Here is a 23,811-nt window from a genome sequence, read left to right on the forward strand (position 1 = left end):
ACCGCACACCGGCGGCTCGGCCGGTTAGTGCGTCGCTGACTGGCAGCCCTTGTAATCTCCGTCACTGTGGGAGCACGCACATGGGGGAGATCACGGGAGGCGGTACGGAAGTTACGGACGTCCGTACCGAGCGCAGCCGTCGAAACGGCCCTGACCTGCGAGGTCTAGTACCGCAACGGAAGGTGGTGGATTCGCGGCCCGGTCAGAGCGACTGCGCGATGTACCAGGACGCGATCTGACTGCGCGAGCTGAACCCCAGGCGCGTCATGATGTTGTCGATGTGGCTTTCCACCGTGCGCGCGGAGATCACCAGTGCCGCCGCGATCTGCGGGCTGGTCAGCCCTTTCGAGATCAACGCGGCGATCTCCTGTTGCCGGCTGGTGAGCACGGGTGATTCACCCTCGGGAGCCCGCTCGGCGAGCTGCTCCGCCAAGGCGTAGGCGATGATCCCCGTCGGAGATCGCTTGGCCCCCGCCTGCATCGCCGTGGTCAGGGCCCGGGCCGGCATGGTCCGTTCGAGCTGAGCGAGACACGCGGAGTGGAAGCCGGTGAGCTTCGGCCCGAACGCCACCAGCTCCGTACCCGTGCGCTGCCACAGGCTTCGGGACGCGCCGAGCAGCTGTGCCGCGCGCTCGCACTGCCCGGTCGACGCCGCGATCCAGGCCAGCAGCTCGGTCATCAACGCGGTGCCCAAGGACGGATCGAAATCGCGGTGGTCGCGAAGCGCGTCAACCGCAGTGGTCTGCGCCGCCGCGCAGTCGCCGCGCAGCCACTGGTCGAGGCCTTGGCTCCACTTCAGGTAGGACCGCGCCCAGCGTTCGTCGCGCTGACGGCACACGGCCAGCGCCGACGTGCTGACGGCGATCGAGTCCGCACTGCGGCCGGCGAGGGAAAGCGTGACGGCGTACTCGAAGGACGCCATCAGCCATTCCGGGGTCTCGCCGACGTCCGCCAGCTCGCGCAGCGCGACCTCGAAGTGCTTCTCGGCTTCGGCGAGGTCGCCACGAAGCTGCGCGGCGAGTCCCCGCAGACCGCGGCACTGGGCCGCCGCGTCCGACAGGTGCAGCCGCACCGCCAGCGCTTCACACTCGCCGAGACGCTGCACGGCCGCTTCCTGGTCGCCTTGCAGCAGGCCGACTCTGGCGGCGACCCACAGGGCTTTCGCCCGAGCCGCACTGGGTGCGCGGTCGCCTTCGGACGCGTCGAGCGCTTCGTCGGCCCAGCTGCGGCCCTCGGCGATGTACCCGTCGGCGTACCAGCGGTAACGCAGTCCGGCGACCAGCTCGAGCTGATAATTTCCGCCCGGGGCGGCGGTTTCGAAGGCGGCGCGGAGGTTTTCCCGCTCGACGCGCATCCACCTGGCCGAGGCGGCTTGCTCGGGCCCGCTCCACGACCGTTCCAGATCCTTCACCACGTCGAGGAAGTACTGCCGGTGACGGACGCGGAAGCGCGCCGAGTCGCCGGTGCGCTCGAGGACCTCTGCGCCGTACGCGCGGATGGTCTCCAGCATCCGGAAGCGCCTCGACGATTCCTGGTCCTCGACGTTCAGCACGGACTGGTTCACCAGCGAGCTCAGGAGATCGAGGGTGGCCTCGCCGTCGTCGCCGCACACGCCTTCGGCCGCCGTGAGGTCGAAACTGCCCGCGAAGACGGAGAGGCGCGCCCACAGCCGGCGTTCCGCTTCCGTGCAGAGGTCGAAACTCCAGTCCACGAGCGACCGGAGGGTCTGCTGGCGCGGCGCCGCCGATCGGCTGCCGACGGTGAGCAGCCCGAACCGGTCCGACAACCGGTCCAGGATCTGGTCGAGCGAAAGGATGCGCATCCGGGCGACCGCCAGCTCGATGGCCAGCGGAATTCCCTCCAGCTGAATGCACAACCGCGCCGCTGCGGCGGCGTTGTGCGCACCGAGGGCGAACCCGGGGGACGCGGCCACGGCCCGTTCCTGGAGCAGCCGGATCGACTCGAACTGCGCCAGGGCCTCGAGACTGACCGGCTCCGCGTCGTCGGGAACGGTGAGCGGGGGTACCGGGTAGAGCAGCTCCTCCGTCACGGTCAGCGACGTTCGAGTGGTGACCAGGATGCGGGCCGCGGGCGCGTGTCGCAGCACTTCGTGGACGACGTGGGCCGCCCCGGCGAGAACGTGTTCGCAGTTGTCGAGGATGAGCAGGATCTCGCGATCGCGAAGGTGGTCGACCAGCTTCGCGGTGGCGTCGCGGTTCGACTGGTCCGCGATCCCCAGCGCGTGGATGACCGCTGTCGGCACGTCGCCGCCGTCCGCGACGGACGCGAGCTCGACGAAGTACACCCCGTTTTCGAAGAGGTGGTTCATCTCGTCGGCGAACTGCAACGCCAACCGGGTCTTGCCCACTCCCCCCGGGCCGATCAAGCTCACGAGCCGGCCGGCCGCCAGCCGGTCGCGGATTTCCTTGCGCTGCTGACGCCGGCCGACGAAGCTCGTCGCGGTGAAGGGAACGTTGCCGCTGCGGGCTCTCGCCTTGGCCACGGCACCTCCACGGGTCGGCTGGACGATCAGGCAAGCGCTGCCCGGTCGACGGTTCTGCCCATGATGAGTTCGAACCCGATGGGGGTCAACCTGCGCCCGTGGTGCCCGGCCCGCTCAGTGGCCGCGGGCGATCCACTCGTCCAGGTGCGGTGATTCGTCGCCGACCGACGTGCCGTCGCCGTGTCCGGTGTGGACGCGGGTGTCCGCCGGCAGGACCAGCAACCGGTCGCGGATGGACGAGATGATCGTCGGGAAGTCCGAGAACGAGCGGCCGGTCGCGCCGGGGCCGCCGGCGAACAGCGTGTCGCCGGTGAACAGGGCGCCGGCCTCGGGCAGGTGCAGGCAGATCGAGCCGGGTGAGTGCCCGGGCGTGTGGATGAACTCCAGCGCCGTGCCGGCGACCGCGATCCGTTCGCCGTCTTCCGCGCGCCAGAACCGCTGCCCGCGATGGGTCAGCTCCCACAGCTCCTGGTCCGCCGGGTGCAGCAGCACCGGCGCGTGGAGGTGCTCGCCCAGCTGCGGGGCGACGGTCACGTGGTCGTTGTGGCCGTGGGTGCACACGATGCCGACGACGTTGCGGCCGCCGACGGCCTCGGTGATCGCCTTCTCGTCGTGCGCGGCGTCCACGACCACGACCTCGTCGTCGTCGCCGACGAGCCAGACGTTGTTGTCGACGTCCCACGTACCGCCGTCGAGCTCGAAGACGCCCGACGTGACGACGCGGTCGATCCGGAACGCGCCGCTCACAGGATCACCACCGACCGCAGCACCTCGCCCGCGTGCATGGTGTGGAAGGCCTTTTCGACGTCGTCGAGGGAGATCCGCTCGGTGACGAACTTGTCCAGCGGCAGCCGGCCCTGGCGGTGCAGGTCGATCAGCATCGGGAAGTCACGCTCCGGCAGGCAATCGCCGTACCAGGACGACTTCAGGGAGCCACCGCGGGCGAAGAAGTCCAGCAGCGGCATCTCCAGCCGCATGTCCGGCGTCGGCACGCCGACGAGCACCACGGTGCCGGCCAGGTCGCGGGCGTAGAACGCCTGCTGCCACGTCTCGGGGCGCCCGACCGCGTCGATCACGACGTCGGCGCCGAAGCCTCCGGTGAGCTCCTGGACGGCGGTGACCGCGTCGGTCTCGGCCGCGTTGACCGTGTGCGTCGCGCCGAGGTCGCGGGCCCAGGCGAGCTTCCGGTCGTCGCGGTCGACGGCGATGATCGTCGTCGCGCCGGCGAGGCGGGCGCCCGCGATCGCGGCGTCGCCCACTCCCCCGCAGCCGATGACCGCCACCGAGTCCCCGCGGCCCACGCCGCCGGTGTTGACCGCTGCGCCGAGCCCGGCCATCACGCCGCAGCCGAGCAGGCCGGCGACCGCCGGGTCCACGGTCGGGTCCACCTTCGTGCACTGCCCGGCGTGCACGAGGGTCTTGTCCGCGAACGCGCCGATGCCCAGCGCCGGGGTCAGCTCGGTGCCGTCGGTCAGCGTCATGCGCTGCGTCGCGTTGAACGTGTTGAAGCAGTACTGCGGACGGCCGCGCTTGCACGCCCGGCACTGCCCGCACACCGCGCGCCAGTTGAGGACGACGAAGTCGCCCGGCTTCACGGACTCCACGCCGGCACCGACGCTTTCGACCGTGCCGGCGGCTTCGTGGCCGAGCAGGAACGGGAACTCGTCGTTGATGCCACCTTCGCGGTAGGTCAGGTCGGTGTGGCAGACGCCGCACGCCGCGATGGCGACGACCACTTCACCGGGGCCGGGGTCCGGGACCACGATGTCCGTCAGCTCGACCGCCGCGCCCTTCGACCGGGCGATCACCCCGCGCACCTGCTGTGGCATTTCCCTGAAACCTCCGTTGGTCACCGGCCCGAGGCATGCGCGGCAACGCATGCCTCACGCGACCCTAAAACGGGTGATCGCGACTGCGACCTGGTCGTTGGTCGAGGGAAACCTGGTCTTCCGGCCAGGGCCGGTGGTCGTTATCGTGGTTCCGGTGTCCGATCCCACCGAGCTGACCGACCTGCGGGAGGTCGTCGAGGGCCCGCTGCGCGAGATCGCCGCGCGGTTCTCGAAGTTCCTCGCCGAGCGCTGGCCGCACCAGGCGCTCGTCATCTTCACCCTCGAGTGCACCGGGCGTCCGCGCAAGGTCGCCGGCGCCACGGCGATCACCGAGAAGATCACCATCGCCGAGCTCGAGCAGCTCAAAGCCACCGTGCCGCCCGACAGCCAGACGACCACCCACGCCGAGCTGGGCGGCGCCGACCGGACCGTCTGGGCCGCCCTCGACGCCGGCGGCACCCTGCTCGCCCTCGTCCCGCGTTCGCCGCGGGCGCGATGCCCGCAGCCGGCGCTGCTGGGTGCGCTGTTCGGGATCGTCGCGACCTCCATCCGCCAGCAGGTCGCCCAGGCCAGCCCCGACTACCTGGCCGAGTCCCGCGCGGCCTCGACCGAACGGGCCCGCACGATCGCCGAAATGGCCGCGGCCCACGAAACCGCGCTCGTCACGATCCTCACCGCGCTGCGCTCCACCCGCCTGGACGACCACCACGCCCGCCTCGCCGCGACCGACGCCGCGTCGGCCGCGCTGGTGGCCCTGCGCTCGGCGCAGACGTCCGACCTGGCCCTGTCCGAAGAGCCGGCCCACAGCGCGTTCACCAGGCTCCGCCGCGAAGTCCGCCAGATGCTCCGCCACCACGACGCCGAGCTGGAGTTCGTCACCCCACCGAAGGACGCGCACCCGCTGCCCGGCGAAATCGCCCACGCCGCCCGCGCCATGACCTGCACGGCGGTGCTGGCCTTCACCACCCAGCCCGAGCTGACGCGCCTGCGGATCGCCTGGTCGACCGACTCCACCACGCTGTACCTCGACATCCGCGACCGCGAATCCGGCCACCTCGACGCCCCCGCCCTCCGCCGCCAGCTCGACGGCCGCGCGAAAACCCTCGGCGCGACCGTCGACGTCGACGCGGTCCCCGGCTGGGGCAGCCGCGTCGCCATCGCTGTGCCGTTCGAGCCCGCTTCGGATCAGCCGGATGACGCGCTGCTGTCTGCGCTCAACCGACGTGAGCTGGAAGTGCTGCGCCTGGTGTCGAGGGGGCGGCGGAACAAGTCCATTGCCGAGGACCTCGGGATCACGGAGAGCACGGTGAAGTTCCACGTGGCGGGGGTGTTGAAGAAGCTGGAGGTCAGCTCGCGCGGCGAGGCCGCGGCGCTGGCGTTGGCAGCGGGGATCACTACGGCTGACTGACTGGGGTGCGAAGGAGCCCGCTCTGGCTCAGCCCCTGTTCCCGCCCCGCTGCAGCAATCCACTCAGCTCGCCGGCGAGCGCGACCGACGCCTCGATCTCGGCCTTGCGGATGGACACGCTTTCCACCAGGAAGCCGAAAGGCAGACCGAGTTTGCGGCAGAAGGCGATCAGGTCGCGGGCGGTCGCGAGGCAGTGTGCGTAGGACTCGGCCAGCGTGTCGTCGGCGTGGCGCAAAGAATTTTCCAGCCACCGTGGGACGTGGACACCCAGCCACTCGAGGAAAGCCAGTGTCTTCACCGAGCCGCAAACCGACAGGGTGAACAGGACCGGCTTCGGTTCGAGGTGCCGCTCACGGCAGGCGTAGTAGTAGTCGGAGACCATGCTCTTCGCCGCGTCGGAGCTGTAGACCACCTGCGAGATGAAGTACGTGCAGCCCGCCTGCTGCTTGCTGATCAGCCGCAGGTGTTCGTCGGGGCGTTCGGTGATGGCGACGCCGCCGAGCGGCACGTCCGGGCGCGCGTCCCGGCGCAGCGCCTGAGCCTGGGACAGGCGCGTCCGCACCTCCTTGTCCTTCGAGGACGCGCCGACGAAAACGGTGAGCACGCGGTCGGTGTCGGCCGCCTGCAGCCAGGTTCGCAGCTGCGCCTCGGTGTACTTGCCGACACAGCGGTAAATGACCGCCGCGCGGTTCCACTCGCCGAGGTACTCCTCGTGGTACACGGCGGGATCGAGGGTCGGCAGGTACGGAAACGGCCGCTCCGCCGGGTTGCGGTCGCTCTCGTCGTCGATGTCGTACAGCGCGAGGCCGTCCACGTCGAGGGAGTCCAGCCGCGCCAACGTCGCCGCGGTGATCTCCCGGATGCGCTCGGGGGCGGCGCTCAGGCGGGGCGGCGTGATGCCGAACAGCAGGATCTCGCTTCGGGCGTCGGTCATCAGCGTCCGGAGAGAGGCGTTGTCGCCGTGGTCCACCATGGCGCGGAAGTTAGCAGCTCGGCCATCGGACGGTGGGCCATGGCCTCGACGGCTCTTCGGACGGGACCGCGAGCCGTCCGCGGCAGTGTCCACAGTGGCCGAGGCCACGCTTCGCGAGGTGTGTCCGAAACGTTGCCGTCTCGTGCCACTCGGGCCGTAACGACCGGAGGCGGTCGCCGATGTTTTGCGGCGAGGCCGACGAGGTTGGGTGGTACACAGTGGACGAGTACGACATCGAGAACCATCCGGACCTGATGGACCCGGACTGGCAACGGCACGCCGAGAAGGAGGCATGGGTCAATCTGCGGCGCAGACGCGGCCGCGCGAAGTGGCGCAAGCGGTTGACGACCTCGGCGCTCGTGGTGGTTGTCGTGGCAGGGGCGGGCGTCGGGCTGTACGTGTGGGGGAAGTCGACGTCCGAGAAGAGCACCGATGCGGATCTCGGCGCGCCGGAGTCGGTCGTGACGACCGAGGCGGCGCCGACCGACCTGCCGCAGGAGGGGCACGTCGATCTCACGCGGCCGTTCGACGGCACGCCGGCACAGAACTGGGCCGAGGGGATCGCGGGGCTGACCGTCCCGGCGGCGGTGAAGGTGGGCGCGTTCTCGGCCAAGCAGGTCGGGCAGGCCGAGGACCAGGTGAAACAGGCGATCGCCGTCGCGCAGTTCGACCCGGACACGCTGGATCGCCACAACCCGGCCAAGTACGCCGCGCTGGTCGCGCCGGACGCGAGGCCGGACGTCAAGGCCCACCCCGACGGTTACGTGATCTTCCTGGCGGACGGCTATCACCTGCTGCCCGTCTCGCCACGCATGACCGGGGCGATGACCGTGAAGCCGGGCAAGGCCGGTGAACTGCTGATCCACGCGTCCTACGTCGTGGCCTACGCGTTCGACCCCGGCGACCACCCGGTCGACGGCCCGGGCGACCTGGACCCTTTCGTCCGCGTCGACGCCGACTACACGGTGCGCAGCGGGTCGCACTGGCTGGCGTCGAGCCGCGGGCTGTGGGTGGACAAGTTCAGCTCGTACTTCGACAGCGTCGCGTGCACGAATGACGACAAGCTCACGCCCGCGTTCAGCGACCACGACTACTTCGCCACGTCCGTGTCCCCCGAGCCCGGCCGGTTCGACCCGAGCAAGCCGATGCCCACTCAGGACAACTGCCACGGCACCCCCGGCTAGACCACGCCGGCCTCGATCAGCTGTTGCCAGATCACGCTTTGGTCCACGACTTCGACACCGAGTTTCTCGGCCTTCGTGAGCTTGCTCGCGCCGACGTCGGCGCCGGTGATGAGCAGGTCGGTGCTCGCCGAGACCGACGACGCGGTGGTCGCGCCGGCCTGTTCGCACAGGCGCTGGAAGGTCGGGCGGGGCACTTTCTCGCCCGACCGCGGGTCGCTGATGCCGCCGGTGATCACCACCGTCTTGCCGGCCAGCGGCGCGCCGGCGGCCACGACCGGCGGGAGGTCTTCTTCCAGGACGTCGAGCGAAACGCCGCGCTCGCGCAGCCGTTCGAGCTCGGGCCGCAGCCGCGTGAGGTGCTCGATCAGCGACGCGGCGACCTTCGGCCCGATGTCCTCGACCGCCACGAGACCGTCTTCCCCGGCCTCGGCGACGGCTTCCAGCGAGCCGAAGCCCGCGCGGCACAGCCGGGCCGCGGTGCCTTCCGACGCCATCGGGATCGCGAGCCCGATCAGGGCGCGGCGCAGACCGACGCGGCGGCTGGCGTCGATCGACTCGATCATGCGCGTGGCCGAGACCTCGCCGATGCGGTCGAACTCCAGGAGCCGTTCCTTGGTCAGCCGGTAGAAGTCGGACGGGTGCTCCAGGATGCCCATCTCGGCCAGCCGTTCGATCCACACCCCGCCGATCGCGTCGATGTCCGCGGCGGCGCGTGAGGCCCAGTGGATCAGCCGGCGCACGGTCTGGGCGGGGCAGGCGACGTTGGTGCAGAACAGTTCCCGGCTGTTGCCCTGCTCGGTCAGCGGCTGCTCGCACGACGGGCACTGCGTCGGCGGAACGATCTCCCGCTCCGCGCCCGTGCGCTTCGACGCGTCGAGCACGCCGGCGACGAACGGGATCACGTCGCCCGCGCGGCGTACCAGCACCGTGTCGCCGATCTTGATGCCGCGGGCGCGGATCACCTCCTGGTTGGCCAGGGTCGCGCGGGTGACGGTGGTGCCGCCCACGAACACCGGCTCCAGCCACGCGACCGGGGCGATCTTGCCCGTCTTGCCGACGTCCCAGACCACATCGGACAGCACCGTGGTCTTCTCCTCGGCGGCGAACTTGAACGCCAGCGCACCCCGCGGTGAGCTGGACCGTGTGCCGGCGGCGGCGTAGGCGTCGCGGTCGGCCAGGCGCAGGACGGCACCGTCGAGGTCGTAGTCGAGATCGTTGCGCTGCTGCTCGATCTTGGTGATGACCGCCTGCGCGGCCTCGGCGTCGGCGCAGCGGCGCATGTCGGCGGCGGTGAAGCCGAGCGTCTGGAGAGCGCGCGCGAGGTCGGTGTCGGCGCTGTCGGGGTCGGTGTCCAGGTCGAAGGCGAAGAACCGCAGGCGCCGCTCGGCGACCGTCGCCGGGTCTTTCGCCCGGAGGGTGCCGGCGGCGGCGTTGCGCGGGTTGATCAGCGGTTTGTCGGGGTGGGCGGTGTTGTAGGCCGCGAACGTGGAGCGCAGCATCACCGCCTCGCCGCGCACCTCGACGCGGCCGGGCGCCTCGACCTTGTCGGGCACGCCGTCGGTCAGGGCCCGGACGAGCACGGTCACGTCGTCGCCGGTCGTCCCGTCGCCACGGGTGACGGCACGCGCCAGGCGGCCCTGCTCGTAGACGAGGGCCAGCGACAGGCCGTCCAGCTTCGGCATCACCACGACGGGCTGCCCGGGGAAACGGTCGAAGAACGCCGCCACCTGCTCGGGCTTCGTCGCCTTCTCCAACGACAGCATCGGCCGCGAATGCCGGATCGGCGCGTGCAGCACCGCCGGCGCACCCACCTGTTCCAGCGGGTTCGGGTCGGGCGCCAACGCCGGGTTGGCCTCGATCAACCCCCGCAACTCGTCCTCGACCACGTCGTACTCCGCGTCCGCCACCACCGGCGAGCCCCGGTAGTACGCGTCGCGCAGCACCACGATCTGATCGGCGAGTTCCTGAATCCGCTTCCGAGCATCCACGGCTGAGGACGCTACCGGGGCGCACCGACAGAAGTGAGGCTGTGGCTCTTCACGAGCCGGGTGATTTTTCGCCGGTGAAGGGTGCGTGCGCGTCAGTACCCGGCCGGATCGTGTTCGGTCCACACAGTGTGGTCGGCAGGCGGCAGCGCGCGATCGCCGTCGAGCTTCTCGACGTGCGGGGCCTTTCGCCCGGCGGAGGGCATCGTGGTCGCCGCCCGGGTCGGGCGCGATCCGAGCCCGACCCCAAGTCCATTATGGACGGTCAGCCGATCTTGATTCGTTTCGCGGAGACACCGCGCCGGTACGGCAGAAGCCAGTGCAGCAGCAGTCCCGACAGCGCCGAGACCGTCACGGCGCCCGCCGAGCCGAAGATCGTGAACTGCTCGTCCACCTTGATGCCCGCCGAGGCGGTGATGACCCAGCCCAGGCACCACAGCACGGGCGTCACCACGGCCCACGCCCAGCGGTGGCGCGCGGCGCGGGGCAGGGCGGCCACCTGCGCGCCGCCCAGGACCACGCCGGTGAAGGCGCCCATGATCGCCAGGTCGGCCGTCGAAGTCCCGTAGTCGACGGCGGCCGCGCCGACGAACAGGCCCGCGCCCATGCCGAGGGTGGTGGCGGGGATCCAGCGCACCGGGTCGAGCCGCCGGCGGCTGACGAGGACCTGGCCGGTGCCGACGACCAACCCGGTGACCGCACCGCCGAACAGCGCGGCCAGCGGGCTGTCGACCCGGCCGACGACGGCGCCGCCCGCCACGCCGCCGAGCGGGAAGGCGAGGAACCCGACCGTCCAGAGCACCCAGGTGGCCAGGAACGAGTTGCGTGTCATGGTCGCCGCCTCCCCACCATCGTCACGCCGAACTGCCGCCGCGCCCTCCACACGGCGGTCAGGGCGGCCCGCGTGGTCGCATCACCGGTGACATAAGAGGCGGCGAGCGGCGGGACCACCGCGAAGGCGATCGCGCCCGCGAGGAAGAGGCCGCCGGTTGTCTGACTGACGCGGGTGGACGTGCCCGCGGTGGTGACTGCCATGCCGGCCCCCTCTGGGCGCGCTGTGGACGCCGTCGGATCACGGTACGTTGCCGGGTCCCGGGTCGTGGTCACCCAGGGAGACGGCCGGAGGGTGCGACAACGGCGGTGTGGATCCACGGGGCCGCAACGAATCCGCAGGACGGCGGTGGCATCCGGGCGCGGGCGCCGGGTACCGGTCACCGCCACAAAGCCGGAGTTTTCACGGCGGTCGCCGTAGGATTCCGGGCGTGCGCGAAGACGATGGCCGGACCGAGCGAGTCGCGAGGATCGTGATCACGGCGCTGGGCGGATTCCTGATCGCGCTCGGAGTGGCCGCTGCGATGGGTCTTGCGTTCCTCATGAGCCTGGCGCACAGCAATCGTGACTTCGCCGGCTCCGGTGGAACGTTCACGGCGTTCGGTCTCGCGGCAGCCTGGACGATCCTCGCGGGAGCGGCGGCGATCCGCGTGTCCCGGCGGGCCCGCGCCCGGACGGTCTGGCTGGCCGGCCTCCCCTGCATCGCACTCGGCGCAGTGCCCGCCGCGGTCGTCGTGGTCGACGTGGTGTTCCTCATTCCCGGCTGAGGTTCACGAACGAGGACCGCTGCTGTCCGCGATCGGAGCTAGCGTCGCGCAGGTCGGAAAGCAGCAGCGGGAAGGAAACCAGTGAACTTCGCGTCCATTCGGATCATCACGGGCGACGTCGGGCGGCTCGTCGCGTTCTACGAGCGGGTCAGCGGGAAGGCGGCGAGGTGGAGCACGCCCGATTTCGCCGAGGTGGCGTTCGAGTCGGGGACGTTGGCGATCGGGAGCACGCGCACGGTGGGGCTGTTCGGGGCCGGGTCGGCGGAGGCCGGGGCGAACCGGTCGGTGATCGTCGAGTTCATCGTGGACGATGTAGACGCGCGGTACGCCGAGCTGAGCGAGTGGCTCGAGGAAGTGGTGACCCCGCCGACGACGATGCCGTGGGGGAACCGCGCCTTGCTGTTCCGGGATCCCGACGGGAATCTCGTCAACATTTTCACACCGGTCACCGAGGAGGCCGTGGCGAAGTTCGTTGCGGTGTTGCGGTAGGCGCCGGTCGCCAACCCAGGCGACGCCCGCCACGCGATCTGCATCGCCCTGGAGCCGGGGTTACCGTCGAAAGCGATGCACCACAGCGAGCAGGAAGCGGTTCAGCGAGCGGCTTCCGGTGCGGTAGTCGTCGACGCGTGAGCGAGCCGGCTGGTCGGTCCTTTTCGGACAGACCACCCGGCTCGCTCAACCCCCGGCACGAAAGATCACGCGGGCTCGACGCGGAACACCGCGATCCGGTCGGCCGATTCGGCGACGGCGTCCGGTGACGCCGCCCCGGCCAGCCCGGTGGTCACGAAGCGTTTGCCGACGCTCGCGGGACTCGTGGCGACCAGTTGGCGCAGCAGTGGACGCCGGTCCTCCACCGGGACCTCGACCAGCCGTGCGGTCCGGGATTTCCGGCCTCTCGTGAGCGTGACGGTGTCCGCGGCGCGCGCGTTGGCGACCCACGCCGCTTTCGGGAAGGCCTGGAAGATGTAGCGGCCGCCGCCGAGTTCGTTGACGGCGATGGGAAACGTGCGCGGCTGCCCGGTGCGCCGGCCCTTCACGGTGAGCAGCTGCATCGGCCCGAACGCGATCCCCCCGCGCTGCAGTCCGACGATGATCTTGTTGATGGTGTTGGTCATCCGGCGGTAGCTGTCTGTGCTCATGCCGTCGAGCGTACCTCAGGTTCTACGAGAACGATATAATATCTAACGCATATATCGTCGAGGCGCCGGTGGCACGTCGGCCGCGATACCCTACGGATTCCATACGAACCACGAGGGGACAGCGGCATGAGCCCAGACCGGGCCACGGCGCGGCGGCGACGGCAGCTGACGACGTCGGTCAAGGACGCCGTCCGCGACCTGAACATCCAGCTGTCGCTGCTCAACCGCCGCTTCGGCAGCCGCGTGGAGCTGCGCGACGTCGACTGGACCTGCCTCGACTTCATCAACCGCCACGGCCCGCTGTCGCCGAGCGAGCTGGCGCGCCGCGCCGGGCTGCACCCCGCGACGCTCACCGGCATCCTGGACCGCCTGCAGAAGGGCGGCTGGATCGTCCGCGAGCGCGACCCCGAGTCGGCCGACCGCCGCGCCGTGACGCTGCGCGGCGTGCGCGAGCGCAACGCCGAGCTGTTCCAGGTCTTCTCCGGCATGAACACCCGCATGGACGACGTCTGCGACCGCTACTCCGACGCCGAGCTCGAGGTGATCGCCGACTTCCTCCGCCGGACGTCCACAGCCGGGCAGGACTCAGCCGACGAGCTGGCGCCCTAGCGCTTCGTCCTTGCGCGGCACCAGGTTCGCCTGACCCCGCAAACGAAAGTGCCGGCGGAATCGCGTTCCGCCGGCACTCCCTCCTTGCACGTGGTCTTCCGGTCCCCCCGGCACCGAGAGATCAGCTACCCGGGGGCCGGAAGATCGAAACGGCACCGTGTCCTGCGCCACACCCGGCTCAGGCCGGGGCGCCGCCCATCATCCGCAGCATGGCGCGGCCGCCGGTCCGGACGAACCGGACGACGAGCAGGCCCGCGAGCAGCAGGAAGACGATGTTGAGCCACGTCGTGTAGTTCCACGAGATGCCGCTCTCCCCGACGGTGGCGGTGCGCTGCGTGGGGGTGAGGCCGGTGACGCCGAAGAGGAGCTCGACGGCGTAGCCGGCCGCGACCATGGCCGCGTAGAAGGTGCCGAGCAGGACCAGGGTCATGCGCAGGCCGTAGTACTTCCGGTAGATGTTGAGGATCGGGAGGATCAGCAGGTCGGCGAAGATGAACGACAGCACGCCGCCGAAGCTGATGCCGCCGTTCCAGAGCACGGCGGCCAAGGGGACGTTGCCGATCGAGCACACGAACGACAGGATCGCCACCAGCGGCCCGACCAACGGGCCCCAGAGCGCCGAGACGAGCGGGTCGTCGACGAAGAAGAACGCGCGCCAGAAGGAGTCGGGGACCCAGGCGCCGATGGCACCCGCGATGAGCAGGCCGACGACCAGGTCACGCAGGATCGCGGCCCACTCCATCACGAACACGTGCGCCACCGCGGTGAACCCGGCGCCGGAAGCCAGGCGGTGCCGGAACGATCCCTCGCCCGCCACGGACATGTCCATCGCGGCGTGGCCTTCCATGGACCCGGCCACGCCCTTGTCGGCTTGCGCCCGCGCCGCACGGATCAGCCGTTGCCGCACGAACAGCCGGAACAGCACCGCCACCAGCACGATCATGATCGGCCCGCCGACGAACTCCGCGACGGTGAACTGCCAGCCGAGCAGCAACGCCATGATGATGCCGAGCTCCACCACCAGGTTCGTCGACCCGATCTCGAACGCCATCGCCGCCGTGAAGCCCGCACCCTTGCGGAACAGGGACCGCGCCAGCGCCACGGCCGCGTAGGAGCACGACGGCGAAGCCGCGCCCAGCAGCGAAGACACCGCCAGCGTGCGCGGCCGGTCGTCGCCCATCAACCGCACGATCGTGGACTTGCGCACCACCGCCTGCACCACGGCGCTCAGCACGAACCCGAGGATCAGCGCCCAGAGGATCTCCCAGGCCATCGACCCCGCCAACGCCAGCGCGTGCCCGATCGCTGCCACCTGACCTCCGGATACGGTGTGGGGGTATTCCACCGGCGACTCTAACCCGCGGGACGGATCCGGGCCAGGCGAACACCCTTGGGCGGACGACCGCGTCGCCGAAGACGGCGGCGAGCTGCGCGTGGAACAGGAAGCCGGCCGGTTCCTCACGGCCGCGCGGTTCCCGGTGAAGCTGCGGGAGGCCCGATGACCACCGTGGTCCTCGCCGACGACGAAGCCCTGCTGCGCAAGGCGCTCGCCGCGTTGCTGCCGCTGGAAGGCGAGATCGCCGTGCTCGCCGAGGCCGAGGACGGCGAGGGGGCGGTGCGGGCGACGCTGGAGCACCGGCCCGACGTGCTCGTGATCGACCTCGAAATGCCCACTGTGGACGGCCTGGCCGCCGTCGCCGAGATCCGCCGCACGCGGCCGGACCAGGTGATCCTGATGCTGACGCCACGCGCGGCCGGGCGTGCTGCGCAAGGCGCTGAAGCTTGGCGTGCAGGGATTCGTGAGCAAGTCGGCCGAGCCGGCGCACATCACGTCGGTGATCAGGACGTTGCACGAAGCGGCCCGATACGCCCGCGAACACGACTGGCTCTGGCGTCCGTCCACTGCGGACATCAAGGCGCGGACATCCAAGCGCGGACAACCAGGCCCGGACACAAAGAAAGGCAGGAAATACTCCTCCTGCCACTTCCAACGTATACCGCACCCCGGGGCTTGCGGCAAGACCCTGGTGGCGGCGCACAATCGTCCACCGTGGCCGGAACCCGGGGTGTCCGGCCCGGAGCCGAAACCGAAGCGGGGGAAGTTTTCGTGATCGATGTGCTCATCGCCGGTGGCGGGCCGACCGGCGTGATGCTGGCAGCCGAGCTGCGGCTGCAGGGCGTGGACGTGGTCGTGCTGGAACGCGATGCCGAGCCGAGCAAGATCGTGCGCGGGCTGGGCCTGCACACGCGCAGCCTGGAGGTGCTCGACCAGCGCGGGCTGCTGGAGCGGTTCCTGGAGGTCGGCACGACCTACCCGATCGGGGGATTCGCGGGGATCGCCAAACCGATCCCGCCGGACCTGGACACCGCGTTCCCGCACACGCTCGGCGTGCCGCAGACCGTCGTCGAGCGGTTGCTGAGGGAACACGCGATCGAGGTCGGCGCCGATCTGCGGTACGGCCACGAAGTCGTCGGGCTGAGCCAGGACGACGAAGGCGTGACTGCGGAGCTGGCCGACGGCTCGCAGCTGCGTGCGCGCTACCTCGTCGGCTGCGACGGCGGCCGCAGCACCGTGCGCAAGCTGCTCGGGATCGAGTTCGCCGGCGACCCGTCGCGGCAGGAGTGGCTGCTGGGCGAGGTCGAGCTGCAAGCGCCCGCCGACGAGGTGCTCGCCGTGATGACGGAGGTCCGCAAGACCCAGCTCGGGTTCGGCGCCGGCCCGCTGGAGACCGGGGGCTACCGGCTCGTCACGCCGGCCCTGGAGGTGGCCGAGGACCGCACGCGCCCGCCGACGCTGGAGGAGCTTCGGGAAGCCACGCGCGCGACCGCCGGAACCGATTTCGGCATGCACTCGCCGCACTGGCTGTCGCGTTTCGGCGACGCCACCCGCCTGGCCGAGCGCTACCGGTCCGGACGCGTGCTGCTGGCGGGCGACGCGGCGCACATCCACCCGCCGATGGGCGGGCAGGGGCTCAACCTCGGCATCCAGGACGCGTTCAACCTCGGCTGGAAGCTCGCGGCCGCGGTTCACGGCTGGGCGCCGGCAGACCTGCTGGACACCTACGAGACCGAGCGGCACCCGGTCGCCGCGTCCGTGCTGAACAACACGCGGGCGCAGGCCGAGCTGATGTCGCTGGACCCGGGTCCGCAGGCCGTGCGCCGGCTGGTGTCGGAGCTGATGGACTTCGAAGAGGTGAGGCGGTTCCTGATCGAGAAGGTCACCGCGATCGGCATCCGCTACGACTTCGGCGCCGGCCCCGACCTGCTCGGCCGGCGGCTGCGCAACGTGACCCTGAAGCGCGGTCCGCTCTACACGCAGATGCACGCCGGGCGCGGGCTGTTGCTCGACCAGACCGGCGCGCTTTCCGTGGCGGGCTGGGCGGATCGCGTGGACCACGTCGTGGACGTCAGCGAGGAGCTGGACGCGCCCGCCGTGCTGCTGCGCCCCGACGGGCACGTGGTGTGGCTCGGCGACGACCAGCAGGAGCTGGCGGACCGGCTGTCGCGGTGGTTCGGCGCCTGATCCCGGAGTTCGACGCGGCCGGCGTTCTTCGAGCTGCCGGCCGCGTCGCGACGGTCAGGCCTCGCTGCCCCAGCCGCGCTGGAACCCGTCCGGGGTGAGGCCCTCGCGCTCGCCCGCGGCGTGGAAGATCGGCAGGTAGCGCTGCGCCTCGAACTCGCCGAGCTCCTTGAGCGCGGCGACCCCGGGGGACGCGAGCCACGCGTCGAGCTCCGCGGGTGAGTCCCAGTGCGTGAGCAGGAGGTAGCGCACGGGCGCGAGCTCGGGGAACTCCTGCAGCGGCCCGACGAACTGGAACGGCTGCGCCTCGAACTCGCCGACCACGGTCTCGAACGGCCGCACCCCGAACCCGGGCAGGCTTTCTGTCAGGTCCGACAGCACCTGCGCGGCTTCGGTTTCCGACAGCGGGGTCTGGCGCGCGAGCGCGATCTCGGAGAACACGCGGCCCCGGATCTCCTCGCCTTCCGCGGGAAGGCGCCACTTGCGCAGGTACACCGACTTGAACCACGTCCGGTGCGCCTTGTTCTGCACGGCCGTGTGCGCGCGGTCGTGGTACCAGTCGTCCATCGCCGCGGGCGTCGACCACTTGCCGCAGAAGTACAGCCACGGCGAGTTGGCGATGGGCCCGCCGATCACCGCGCGGAACCCCGGCGACGCCGCCGCCACGGGACCGAACTTGTCCTGCGCCGCCCAGAACTGCTCGTCGACACCGGGATTGAGGGTGAAGCACGCCTCCATCACGGTGAGGGTTTGCGGGATCGTCGTCGAAGAGGTCATGCGTCGCCCCTGTCGGTGTGTGGTGGTCGCCGCTGACAACAGCACGGAAGTCCGTGCCACCGCGGGCTTTCAGTGCCGAACACCATATGCCTCGCTCGCGACGGTCGTCAACGACAAGCGATACAAGAGCGGCCGACCGGGTGAACCGTCCACAATGGCGGCAAGTTTGAGAACACAACCTTGTGCAGTGATATTGACCAGAGAGTACGCGGAGGGCTACCGTCTGATTCCATCGAACACTCGCGTGCCATCAAAATCGGCGTCGCCCCGAACGGAGCTCTCCCCGTGGCCTCCTCGTTTCCCCTGCCCACGTCAGCCGAAGGCATTCCCGATGCGCTGCTCGCCCGTTTCAACTCCGGCGACGTCGACGCGATGGAAGACCTCTACGCGCCCGAAGCCGTGTTCGTGACCAACCCGGGAACCACGGTGAGCGGTTGGCCGGCGATCCGCGAACAGCTCGCCGTTTTCCTCGAGCGGAAGCTGCCCATGAACTGCGAAGTGCGCCACGCGTTCGTAGCCGGCGAGGTCGCGATGTTCGCGCTCGACTGGCACCTCGAAGGCTCGGATGTTTCCGGGGTGTCCACCGACATCGTGCGCCGCGGCGCCGACGGCCGCTGGCGGTTCGTGATCGACAATCCGTTCGGCACCGCGGCTCGCGAACCCGCGTAGAGAACTCGCCCGCCCGGTCGGTGCCGGACGGGCGAGTTTCCCGGGAAAAGCTCAGGCGCTCAGGCCACCGTCGACGCGGAGGGTGGCGCCGGAGACGTGGTTCGCTTCGGCGCTCGCGAGGAAGGCCACCGCGGCGGCGGCGTCCTCCGGCTTGCCGATGCGGCGCAAGGGGACCGTCTGGGCGAGGGCGGTGTGGTCGAGCGGCAGCATGTCGGTGCCGGTGGGGCCGAGCTGGACGACGTTGACCGTGATGCCGCGCGGGCCGAACTCGTGCGTCCAGGAGCGGGCGTAAGCCTCGATGGCCGCCTTCGTGGCGGTGTAGTCGCCGTAGCCCGAGTTGCCGCCGGTCTGGATCGCGCCGATCGAGCTGATCAGGATGATCCGCCCGCCCTCCCCGAGGTGGGCGGCGGCCGCACGGGTGGCTGCGGCCACGGCGTGCGTGTTGACCGCGAACTGGCGGTGGTGGGCCGAGTCGTCACGGTCGGGGTCGTCGAGGCGGCCGGTGACGAGGATCGCGGCGTTGTGCACCAGGACGTCCAGCCGGCCGAACTCGGCGACGGTGTCCTCCACCAGCCCGACCGCCTCGCTCGCGCTGGCCGCGTCGGCGCGGAACGCCTTGGCGCGCACGCCCAGCGCGGTCAGCTCTCATCCACCAGGGATTCGGCTTGGTCCTTAGAGTTGACGTAGCTGAACGCGATGTCGGCGCCGTCTCGCGCGAGCCGCAGCGCGATGCCCCGGCCGACACCGCGGGATCCCCCGGTGACCAGAGCGACCTTGTCCTGCAGTGAGATCGTCATGGCTCCACCGTGACGACGCGCCGGTGGGCCGGCCACACCCCGACGTGGGTACCTTCACGGTTGCGCGGGCGGCGCCTCCTGCAGCCGGCCGAGTACGGCCGGGTCCTGAAGTTCCAGCCACCGGATCACTTCGCTGTAGGTGGCGCAGACGGTTTCCGGCTTGGTGCAGACCTCCCCCATGAAGTCTTCGGTCGCCTTCGCGAACGCGCCGCCGGCCCAGTCGTTGAAGTGGTTGGCCACGACCAGCGGTGCGCGGTTCCCGGCGAACGCCGCCTGGTACGCGCCGCGGTAGGTGGCCAGCGTGTCCGCGCGGAACTCGGCGGTGCGCGTGGCGTCGTCGCGAGCGTGGTTGAACTGGAACCACAGGTTGTAGTCCATCATGATCACTTTTTTGTTCAGCGCGGGCACTTTCACGTACGGCATCCAGAACTCCCAGATGCCGTCGAGCTGCTCGGGCCAGCGCACGCCCTCGGACGACTGGCTGGAGTCGTAGCGCAGGCCCGCTTCACGCATCGCGGGCAAGGCCTGTTTCCAGTCGCCTTCGAGACACGGTGTGCGGCCGCCGCGGATCGTGGCCGGGTCGACGTTCAGGCCGCGCTGAGCGCGCGCCTGGTCGACGAACTGGAAGAACTGCGCCAGCTCGTCGCTCCACGCGGCGGTCGTCCAATGGCCGACGCTGGGTTCGGCGCCGGTGCAGAAGTGACCGTTGTAGTGCGTGCCGATTTCCTGCCCCTGGGCCACAGCGGTGTTGAGGTCGGCGACGAGCGTGCGCACGTCCGCGTCCGACCCGCCGAACCCGATGGACGCCTTGCCGGGACGGTGGCCGGGACCTTGGTACTGGTCACGTTGGTCGTTGGTCAGCAGGTAGATGCCGGAGAGGAAACCGCTGAAATGGGCGTTCACGGACTTGGCCAGCGGGAGGACCCGCTGCCAGTGCTCGTGGGATCCGGCGCCGTCGAAGGAAAACAGCACGAACTGCGGGGGTTTCTCCCCCGGTCTCAGCTTGTGCAGCCATTGCGCCGACAGCGCGGCCGCCGGCGCGCTCGCGCCGCCGCCTTCCTGGGCCGGGGCGTCGCCGAAGACCAGCAGCGCCACCAACGTCAAGGCCAGCGCCACGCTCAGCGCGAGCACCGTTCTTCGCCGTCTGATCACTGCCTTGCTGGGCCGAGCCATCCCGCCTCCCTGTCCCCGGCGAGGGACACTACCTGCGCCGATGCCCGAAACCCGGGATTGACGGCGCGGCGAACAGCGCGGAAGTTATTCCTCTGTCGCACGGACATATGGTGATCATTACTCGCTGATTCAGCACTAGGATCGCTGAATGGAGCTGAGGCAGGTCGAGCACTTCCTCGCGGTGGTGCGGTGCGGGAGTTTCACCGCGGCCGCGCAGGAGGTGCACGTAGTGCAGTCGGCGCTGAGCGCGTCGATCCGCAAGCTCGAGGGCGAGCTGGGCACGTCGCTGTTCGAGCGGACCACGCGGCGGGTCGAGCTGACCGAGGCCGGGCGCGCGCTGGTGCCGGCGGCGCACCGGATCGTCGCCGACGTGGTGGCCGCGCGCGGCGAGGTGGCGGCCGTCGCGGGGCTGGCGAGCGGGCGCGTGTCGATCGGGACCATCCAGACGCTGACGGTGGTCGACCTGCCGGCCAAGCTCGGGGTGTTCCGCACGCGGTACCCGGGCGTGCGCATCCACGTGCGCGAGGGACTGGTGCCCGATCTGGTGGCCGCGGTCGCCAGCGGTGAGCTGGACCTGTCGTTCCTCGCGGGCGAGGAGCCGTTGACCGACGAGCTGAGCAGCTTCGCGCAGTGGAGCCAGCAGCTGGTGCTGCTCTGCCACCCCGGTCACCGCCTCGGCCGGCGCCGCCGCGTCCGCCTCGCCGAGCTCGACGACGAGCCGTTCCTGGACTTCAGCGGCAGCGGGATCCAGGCCATGGTCGCGCGCCGCTTCGCCGACGCGGGCCTGCGGCAGAACCGCGTCTGCGAGGCCACGCACATGCCGCTGCTGGTGGAGCTCATCGCCGCCGGGCTCGGCGTCAGCATCGTGCCGGAGCCGGTGGCTGAGCGCTCAGGCCTGCCGTTCGCCCGGATCGAACAGCCCACCTTCAGCCGCGCGATCCACCTGGCGGGCCGGGGTCCCGCTCCGACGAACCCGGCCGCGCGGGCCCTTCTGGCACACCTGCTCTCGTGACGCTGACCCTGGGCCTGGCGAACAGCAGCGCGCACCCGACGAGCCCGAGCGCCATGGCCACCGTCGGGTAACCCACGAGCCCCGCGACCGCCGCCAACGCCAGCGCGCGCACGCCGAACCGCCGCAGCAGACGGACGAGGTCCGTGGTCTCGGTGTCCATGCGCTTGAGTATTCGCCGGGCCGGGTCAGCGAGTCCAACGCAGAATTTTGCTGGGATTCAGCTGTGTGGGAGCTGAATCAGGACCCCGTCCCACTCGGCCAGGTACCGCACGGTCCTCACCTTGAGCCAGGTGTGAAACTCGTTTTCGCCGTTGCCCTGCATCACGAAGACCCAGTCGCCGGCCCGCCAGATCAGCACCTGCCAGCTCTGGTCGGCGTCGTGGAACGGCCTTCTCGGAGTGCCCATCGGCGCGCGCGTCCACGTGCTCAGGTCCTGCTCGATCGGGCTCCACCACGGGAAGTCGATCTGCGTCTCGAGACCCCGGTCCACGAACCGGATTCCCGATCCGCCCGCGCTCGGATCGTCGAACACCTCGATCACGAACTCGTGGGCGACCGGGAAGTCCACCTCGAGCTCGCCCACCGTGCGGTGGTCCTCGATCCGCAGAACGGGTTCGTCGCGCATGCGGCCTCTTTCGACGTCGGGGCTCCCGTCATTCTCGCAGGGCGCAGGTGTCGATTCCGGGAAACGCTGTTCGACGTACTCGTGACCACACCGGCAACGCGAGGAGAAAGCACATGGCCCACGACGCGAACGGTCCCATTCGGCTGTACATGTCGATGTCGCTCGACGGGTTCATCACCGGGCCCGACGACCGGCCCGGGCAGGAGCTCGGGGAGGGCGGCGGGCGGCTGTTCAACTGGCTCGACGACCGCCACGGCGACGGTCCCAGCGGCCGGATCTTCCAGGAGGCCATGGCGACCGGCGCGGTGATCTCGGGGCGGCGGACGTTCGAGCTGGCCGGGCGGTGGCAAGGCGATCACCACGACGGCGTGGCGATCAACGTCCTGACCCACCACGTCGATCCGGACGACCGGCCGCCCGGCAGCGCGCGGTTCTTCACCGACGTCGGCGCGTGCGTGGCCGAGGCGCGGGCCGCTGCGGGTGGGCGCGCGGTGCTGGTGCACGGCGCGGGCGCGGCGCAGGCGTTGCTGCGCGCGGGTTTGCTGGACGAGCTGGAGATCCACCTCGTCCCGGTGGTGCTGGGCGGTGGGCGGCGGCTGTTCGACGACACGCGCGTCGAGCTGCGGCAGGTTCGGCAGCTGACCGATCGGGACGTCACGCACCTGCGCTACGCCGTGGGGGGCCGCCCCCGGTGAACGGAGGCGGCCCGCTGGGTCAAGAGATCAGCTGTGCGCCGCGGCCAGCTGGGACTGGTCGGTGGCCGGCGGGACGAGCTTCGGGTATTCCTTCTGGAACTTGGTGATCATCGTCGCGGAGGGGACGATCTTGTTCGGGTTGGCCTGGCTCGTGGCCTGCTTCTCGCCCCACGCGCCGGCGGCCTTGCGCTGGTCCGGGGTGCCGTGGCTGTGCTGGCAGTCGCCGATGGAAGCGTTGAGGTAGGTCACTTCCTGCTGGGTGCGGGCGTCCCACGCCTCACCCTTGGCGTGCGCGACGAAGTAGCCGCCGTACGCGTCGGGGCCCATCTCGCCGGACTCGTTGCGCGGGAAGTTGTCGTGGGCGAAGTCGACCTGGTGGCCGTATTCGTGGCCCAGCACGGCCTCCACCGCGACGTCGTCGAAGCCGAGCAGGTTGGTGGTGTCGAGGATGCCGTCGCCGAGCATCACGCGCTTGCCGCCGAAGCTGTCGGCGGGCGCGGAAAACGCGTTGAGCGTCAGCAGCGGGTTGCGGCCGCCCTGCAGCACCGGAAGCTCGAAAAGCACCTTGTTCGCGAGCGCGGCCGCGTCCTTCACGCGCGCCGGCGCGAGGCCGAGGCCGAAGGTCTGCGCCATCTTGGTGGGGCTGCCGAGGTCGGTGCCCTTCCAGGCGACGAGCTGCACGTTCCAGCTCTCGATGTCCCAGAACCCGCGCAGCTTCGAAATGGCCGAGGTGGCGCGCGACGTGTACTGCCCGTCGGTGCCGAACACCTGCGGCTGCTTGTCGGTGGCGACGCCCTGCGCGTAGAGCTGACCGAGCGCGGAAAGCGCGTCGAAGGCCTGCCCCTCGACCGGCGTGAGCTGCGAGGCGAGCTGGTTCGCATACGTGAGCAGCGCACCCTCGGTGCAGTCCGCGGCCGGCTTCTGCTTCGCGTTGGTCTGCTTCCGGCCGATGTGGTCGATCGGCGAGTCGATCAACGAGTCGACGCCGGCCCGCGCACTCGCGGGAATGCCGTTGTACAGGTCCACGACGTTCTGATACAGCTGCGTCACGTCCTGCTCGACCGTCGACGGCGCCGGCTCGGCCGCGAACGCCGGCACGGCCGTGGCCACCGTGAGCGCGCACAGCGTGCCCGCCGCGGCCAGAGTTCTGCTGAGCGTGCGTGGAAGTTTGGGCACAGGTGTTCCCCTCCTGAGAAAAGACCCGGGATCAAGATCGAGAATCAAGATCACCTTAGGACGGACTCAGGCCCCGAAACGGGCATCACCCGAAGACCCCCGGGATGGCCTACACCATTCGGCGGGGTCCCCTGGCCGAA

24 protein-coding genes and 1 pseudogene are annotated in these 23,811 nt (G+C 70.4%); 10 read left to right on the forward strand and 15 right to left on the reverse strand.

The features are described 5' to 3' along the window. Positions 1–202 precede the first annotated feature (202 nt). The 3 genes from ACFY1H_RS21970 to ACFY1H_RS21980 form a co-directional block, all read right to left on the reverse strand. Entirely contained in the window at positions 203–2,503 is a 2,301-nt protein-coding gene (locus ACFY1H_RS21970; RefSeq protein WP_386948913.1) for an ATP-binding protein, read from the reverse strand. A 114-nt stretch (positions 2,504–2,617) separates the two neighbouring features. Beyond that, positions 2,618–3,250, reverse strand: coding sequence for an MBL fold metallo-hydrolase (locus ACFY1H_RS21975; protein WP_366578972.1), 633 nt, complete (start codon positions 3,248–3,250; stop codon positions 2,618–2,620). Beyond that, positions 3,247–4,332 (reverse strand): S-(hydroxymethyl)mycothiol dehydrogenase, encoded by a 1,086-nt coding sequence (locus ACFY1H_RS21980; RefSeq protein WP_366578971.1) that lies wholly within the window; start codon positions 4,330–4,332, stop codon positions 3,247–3,249. Before ACFY1H_RS21980 ends, ACFY1H_RS21975 begins: the two co-directional genes overlap by 4 nt. Before the next feature lie 154 nt (positions 4,333–4,486). Here ACFY1H_RS21980 and ACFY1H_RS21985 point away from each other — a divergent pair, with 154 nt between their 5' ends. Further along, entirely contained in the window at positions 4,487–5,740 is a 1,254-nt protein-coding gene (locus ACFY1H_RS21985) for a LuxR C-terminal-related transcriptional regulator (RefSeq protein WP_366578969.1), read from the forward strand. 27 nt (positions 5,741–5,767) lie between these two features. Here ACFY1H_RS21985 and ACFY1H_RS21990 read toward each other — a convergent pair whose 3' ends face one another. Then, on the reverse strand, positions 5,768–6,712 hold the full coding sequence (locus tag ACFY1H_RS21990) for a 5,10-methylenetetrahydrofolate reductase (protein ID WP_366578967.1): 945 nt from the start codon (positions 6,710–6,712) through the stop codon (positions 5,768–5,770). 218 nt (positions 6,713–6,930) lie between these two features. Here ACFY1H_RS21990 and ACFY1H_RS21995 point away from each other — a divergent pair, with 218 nt between their 5' ends. Next, positions 6,931–7,896, forward strand: a complete 966-nt coding sequence (locus tag ACFY1H_RS21995) for a hypothetical protein (protein WP_386948918.1) — start codon at positions 6,931–6,933, stop codon at positions 7,894–7,896. On the opposite strand, the gene ligA is transcribed toward ACFY1H_RS21995, so the two are convergent. From ligA to ACFY1H_RS22010, 3 genes are all read right to left on the reverse strand, one after another. Continuing rightward, entirely contained in the window at positions 7,893–9,884 is a 1,992-nt protein-coding gene (gene ligA / locus ACFY1H_RS22000; RefSeq protein WP_366578964.1) for an NAD-dependent DNA ligase LigA, read from the reverse strand. The two genes, ACFY1H_RS21995 and ligA, sit on opposite strands and share 4 nt — an antisense overlap. Positions 9,885–10,146: 262 nt before the next feature. Then, positions 10,147–10,713 (reverse strand): hypothetical protein, encoded by a 567-nt coding sequence (locus ACFY1H_RS22005; protein ID WP_366578962.1) that lies wholly within the window; start codon positions 10,711–10,713, stop codon positions 10,147–10,149. Continuing rightward, complete coding sequence (locus ACFY1H_RS22010; protein WP_386948923.1) at positions 10,710–10,916, reverse strand: hypothetical protein; 207 nt, start codon at positions 10,914–10,916, stop codon at positions 10,710–10,712. Before ACFY1H_RS22010 ends, ACFY1H_RS22005 begins: the two co-directional genes overlap by 4 nt. Before the next feature lie 227 nt (positions 10,917–11,143). On the opposite strand from ACFY1H_RS22010, the gene ACFY1H_RS22015 reads away from it, so the two are divergent. Both ACFY1H_RS22015 and ACFY1H_RS22020 read left to right on the forward strand, forming a co-directional pair. Then, entirely contained in the window at positions 11,144–11,479 is a 336-nt protein-coding gene (locus ACFY1H_RS22015) for a hypothetical protein (RefSeq protein ID WP_386948926.1), read from the forward strand. 81 nt (positions 11,480–11,560) lie between these two features. Beyond that, a complete protein-coding gene (locus ACFY1H_RS22020) occupies positions 11,561–11,968 on the forward strand; it encodes a VOC family protein (protein ID WP_386948929.1) in 408 nt (135 codons plus the stop codon). Between the two features lie 206 nt (positions 11,969–12,174). Here ACFY1H_RS22020 and ACFY1H_RS22025 read toward each other — a convergent pair whose 3' ends face one another. Further along, positions 12,175–12,618 carry a nitroreductase family deazaflavin-dependent oxidoreductase gene (locus tag ACFY1H_RS22025; protein ID WP_366578954.1) on the reverse strand — a complete coding sequence of 148 codons (444 nt, stop codon included), beginning with the start codon at positions 12,616–12,618 and terminating at the stop codon, positions 12,175–12,177. Positions 12,619–12,744: 126 nt separating this feature from the next. On the opposite strand from ACFY1H_RS22025, the gene ACFY1H_RS22030 reads away from it, so the two are divergent. Beyond that, the gene (locus ACFY1H_RS22030; protein ID WP_366578952.1) at positions 12,745–13,227 is read left to right on the forward strand and encodes a MarR family transcriptional regulator; all 483 of its coding nucleotides are present in this window, start codon (positions 12,745–12,747) and stop codon (positions 13,225–13,227) included. Positions 13,228–13,405: 178 nt separating this feature from the next. Here the strand turns inward: ACFY1H_RS22030 and ACFY1H_RS22035 are convergent, their stop codons facing one another. Next, positions 13,406–14,539, reverse strand: a complete 1,134-nt coding sequence (locus ACFY1H_RS22035) for a permease (RefSeq protein WP_386948932.1) — start codon at positions 14,537–14,539, stop codon at positions 13,406–13,408. 186 nt (positions 14,540–14,725) lie between these two features. Between ACFY1H_RS22035 and ACFY1H_RS22040 the strand changes: the two are divergent. Continuing rightward, positions 14,726–15,095: pseudogene (locus tag ACFY1H_RS22040) on the forward strand (response regulator); the annotation flags it as partial. Between the two features lie 239 nt (positions 15,096–15,334). Then, positions 15,335–16,750, forward strand: a complete 1,416-nt coding sequence (gene rox / locus ACFY1H_RS22045) for a rifampin monooxygenase (RefSeq protein WP_386948934.1) — start codon at positions 15,335–15,337, stop codon at positions 16,748–16,750. A 54-nt stretch (positions 16,751–16,804) separates the two neighbouring features. On the opposite strand, the gene ACFY1H_RS22050 is transcribed toward rox, so the two are convergent. Further along, positions 16,805–17,524: a hypothetical protein gene (locus ACFY1H_RS22050; protein WP_386948937.1), complete on the reverse strand. Its 720-nt coding sequence runs from the start codon at positions 17,522–17,524 to the stop codon at positions 16,805–16,807. A 285-nt stretch (positions 17,525–17,809) separates the two neighbouring features. Here ACFY1H_RS22050 and ACFY1H_RS22055 point away from each other — a divergent pair, with 285 nt between their 5' ends. Continuing rightward, positions 17,810–18,193, forward strand: a complete 384-nt coding sequence (locus tag ACFY1H_RS22055; protein ID WP_386948940.1) for a YybH family protein — start codon at positions 17,810–17,812, stop codon at positions 18,191–18,193. Positions 18,194–18,244: 51 nt separating this feature from the next. Here the strand turns inward: ACFY1H_RS22055 and ACFY1H_RS22060 are convergent, their stop codons facing one another. The 3 genes from ACFY1H_RS22060 to ACFY1H_RS22070 are packed head-to-tail and all read right to left on the reverse strand — an operon-like array spanning position 18,245 to position 20,163. Then, positions 18,245–18,820, reverse strand: coding sequence for an SDR family NAD(P)-dependent oxidoreductase (locus tag ACFY1H_RS22060; RefSeq protein ID WP_386948943.1), 576 nt, complete (start codon positions 18,818–18,820; stop codon positions 18,245–18,247). A gap of 11 nt (positions 18,821–18,831) precedes the next feature. Then, positions 18,832–18,990, reverse strand: coding sequence for an SDR family NAD(P)-dependent oxidoreductase (locus ACFY1H_RS22065; protein ID WP_386948946.1), 159 nt, complete (start codon positions 18,988–18,990; stop codon positions 18,832–18,834). A 54-nt stretch (positions 18,991–19,044) separates the two neighbouring features. After that, the gene (locus tag ACFY1H_RS22070) at positions 19,045–20,163 is read right to left on the reverse strand and encodes a polysaccharide deacetylase (RefSeq protein WP_386948949.1); all 1,119 of its coding nucleotides are present in this window, start codon (positions 20,161–20,163) and stop codon (positions 19,045–19,047) included. Between the two features lie 148 nt (positions 20,164–20,311). Here ACFY1H_RS22070 and ACFY1H_RS22075 point away from each other — a divergent pair, with 148 nt between their 5' ends. Beyond that, a complete protein-coding gene (locus ACFY1H_RS22075; protein ID WP_386948952.1) occupies positions 20,312–21,175 on the forward strand; it encodes a LysR family transcriptional regulator in 864 nt (287 codons plus the stop codon). A 217-nt stretch (positions 21,176–21,392) separates the two neighbouring features. Here ACFY1H_RS22075 and ACFY1H_RS22080 read toward each other — a convergent pair whose 3' ends face one another. After that, positions 21,393–21,800 (reverse strand): hypothetical protein, encoded by a 408-nt coding sequence (locus ACFY1H_RS22080; protein WP_366578936.1) that lies wholly within the window; start codon positions 21,798–21,800, stop codon positions 21,393–21,395. A gap of 113 nt (positions 21,801–21,913) precedes the next feature. On the opposite strand from ACFY1H_RS22080, the gene ACFY1H_RS22085 reads away from it, so the two are divergent. Next, a complete protein-coding gene (locus ACFY1H_RS22085; protein ID WP_386948955.1) occupies positions 21,914–22,495 on the forward strand; it encodes a dihydrofolate reductase family protein in 582 nt (193 codons plus the stop codon). A 27-nt stretch (positions 22,496–22,522) separates the two neighbouring features. On the opposite strand, the gene ACFY1H_RS22090 is transcribed toward ACFY1H_RS22085, so the two are convergent. After that, positions 22,523–23,671, reverse strand: coding sequence for a hypothetical protein (locus tag ACFY1H_RS22090; RefSeq protein WP_366578932.1), 1,149 nt, complete (start codon positions 23,669–23,671; stop codon positions 22,523–22,525). Positions 23,672–23,811 lie beyond the last annotated feature (140 nt).

This window comes from Amycolatopsis sp. NPDC001319 (genome assembly GCF_042896185.1).
Taxonomy (GTDB): Bacteria; Actinomycetota; Actinomycetes; order Mycobacteriales; family Pseudonocardiaceae; genus Amycolatopsis.

What these genes read in the sequence shown, in the direction of transcription:
- ACFY1H_RS21980 (WP_366578971.1), bottom strand. Translation starts at nt 4,332, where the DNA reads ATGCCACAGCAGGTGCGCGGGGTGATCGCCCGGTCGAAGGGCGCGGCG.
- ACFY1H_RS21990 (WP_366578967.1), bottom strand. Translation starts at nt 6,712, where the DNA reads ATGGTGGACCACGGCGACAACGCCTCTCTCCGGACGCTGATGACCGAC.
- ACFY1H_RS22005 (WP_366578962.1), bottom strand. Translation starts at nt 10,713, where the DNA reads ATGACACGCAACTCGTTCCTGGCCACCTGGGTGCTCTGGACGGTCGGG.
- ACFY1H_RS22010 (WP_386948923.1), bottom strand. Translation starts at nt 10,916, where the DNA reads ATGGCAGTCACCACCGCGGGCACGTCCACCCGCGTCAGTCAGACAACC.
- ACFY1H_RS22025 (WP_366578954.1), bottom strand. Translation starts at nt 12,618, where the DNA reads ATGAGCACAGACAGCTACCGCCGGATGACCAACACCATCAACAAGATC.
- ACFY1H_RS22030 (WP_366578952.1), top strand. Translation starts at nt 12,745, where the DNA reads ATGAGCCCAGACCGGGCCACGGCGCGGCGGCGACGGCAGCTGACGACG.
- ACFY1H_RS22050 (WP_386948937.1), bottom strand. Translation starts at nt 17,524, where the DNA reads ATGACCTCTTCGACGACGATCCCGCAAACCCTCACCGTGATGGAGGCG.
- ACFY1H_RS22065 (WP_386948946.1), bottom strand. Translation starts at nt 18,990, where the DNA reads ATGACGATCTCACTGCAGGACAAGGTCGCTCTGGTCACCGGGGGATCC.
- ACFY1H_RS22070 (WP_386948949.1), bottom strand. Translation starts at nt 20,163, where the DNA reads ATGGCTCGGCCCAGCAAGGCAGTGATCAGACGGCGAAGAACGGTGCTC.
- ACFY1H_RS22075 (WP_386948952.1), top strand. Translation starts at nt 20,312, where the DNA reads ATGGAGCTGAGGCAGGTCGAGCACTTCCTCGCGGTGGTGCGGTGCGGG.
- ACFY1H_RS22080 (WP_366578936.1), bottom strand. Translation starts at nt 21,800, where the DNA reads ATGCGCGACGAACCCGTTCTGCGGATCGAGGACCACCGCACGGTGGGC.
- ACFY1H_RS22085 (WP_386948955.1), top strand. Translation starts at nt 21,914, where the DNA reads ATGGCCCACGACGCGAACGGTCCCATTCGGCTGTACATGTCGATGTCG.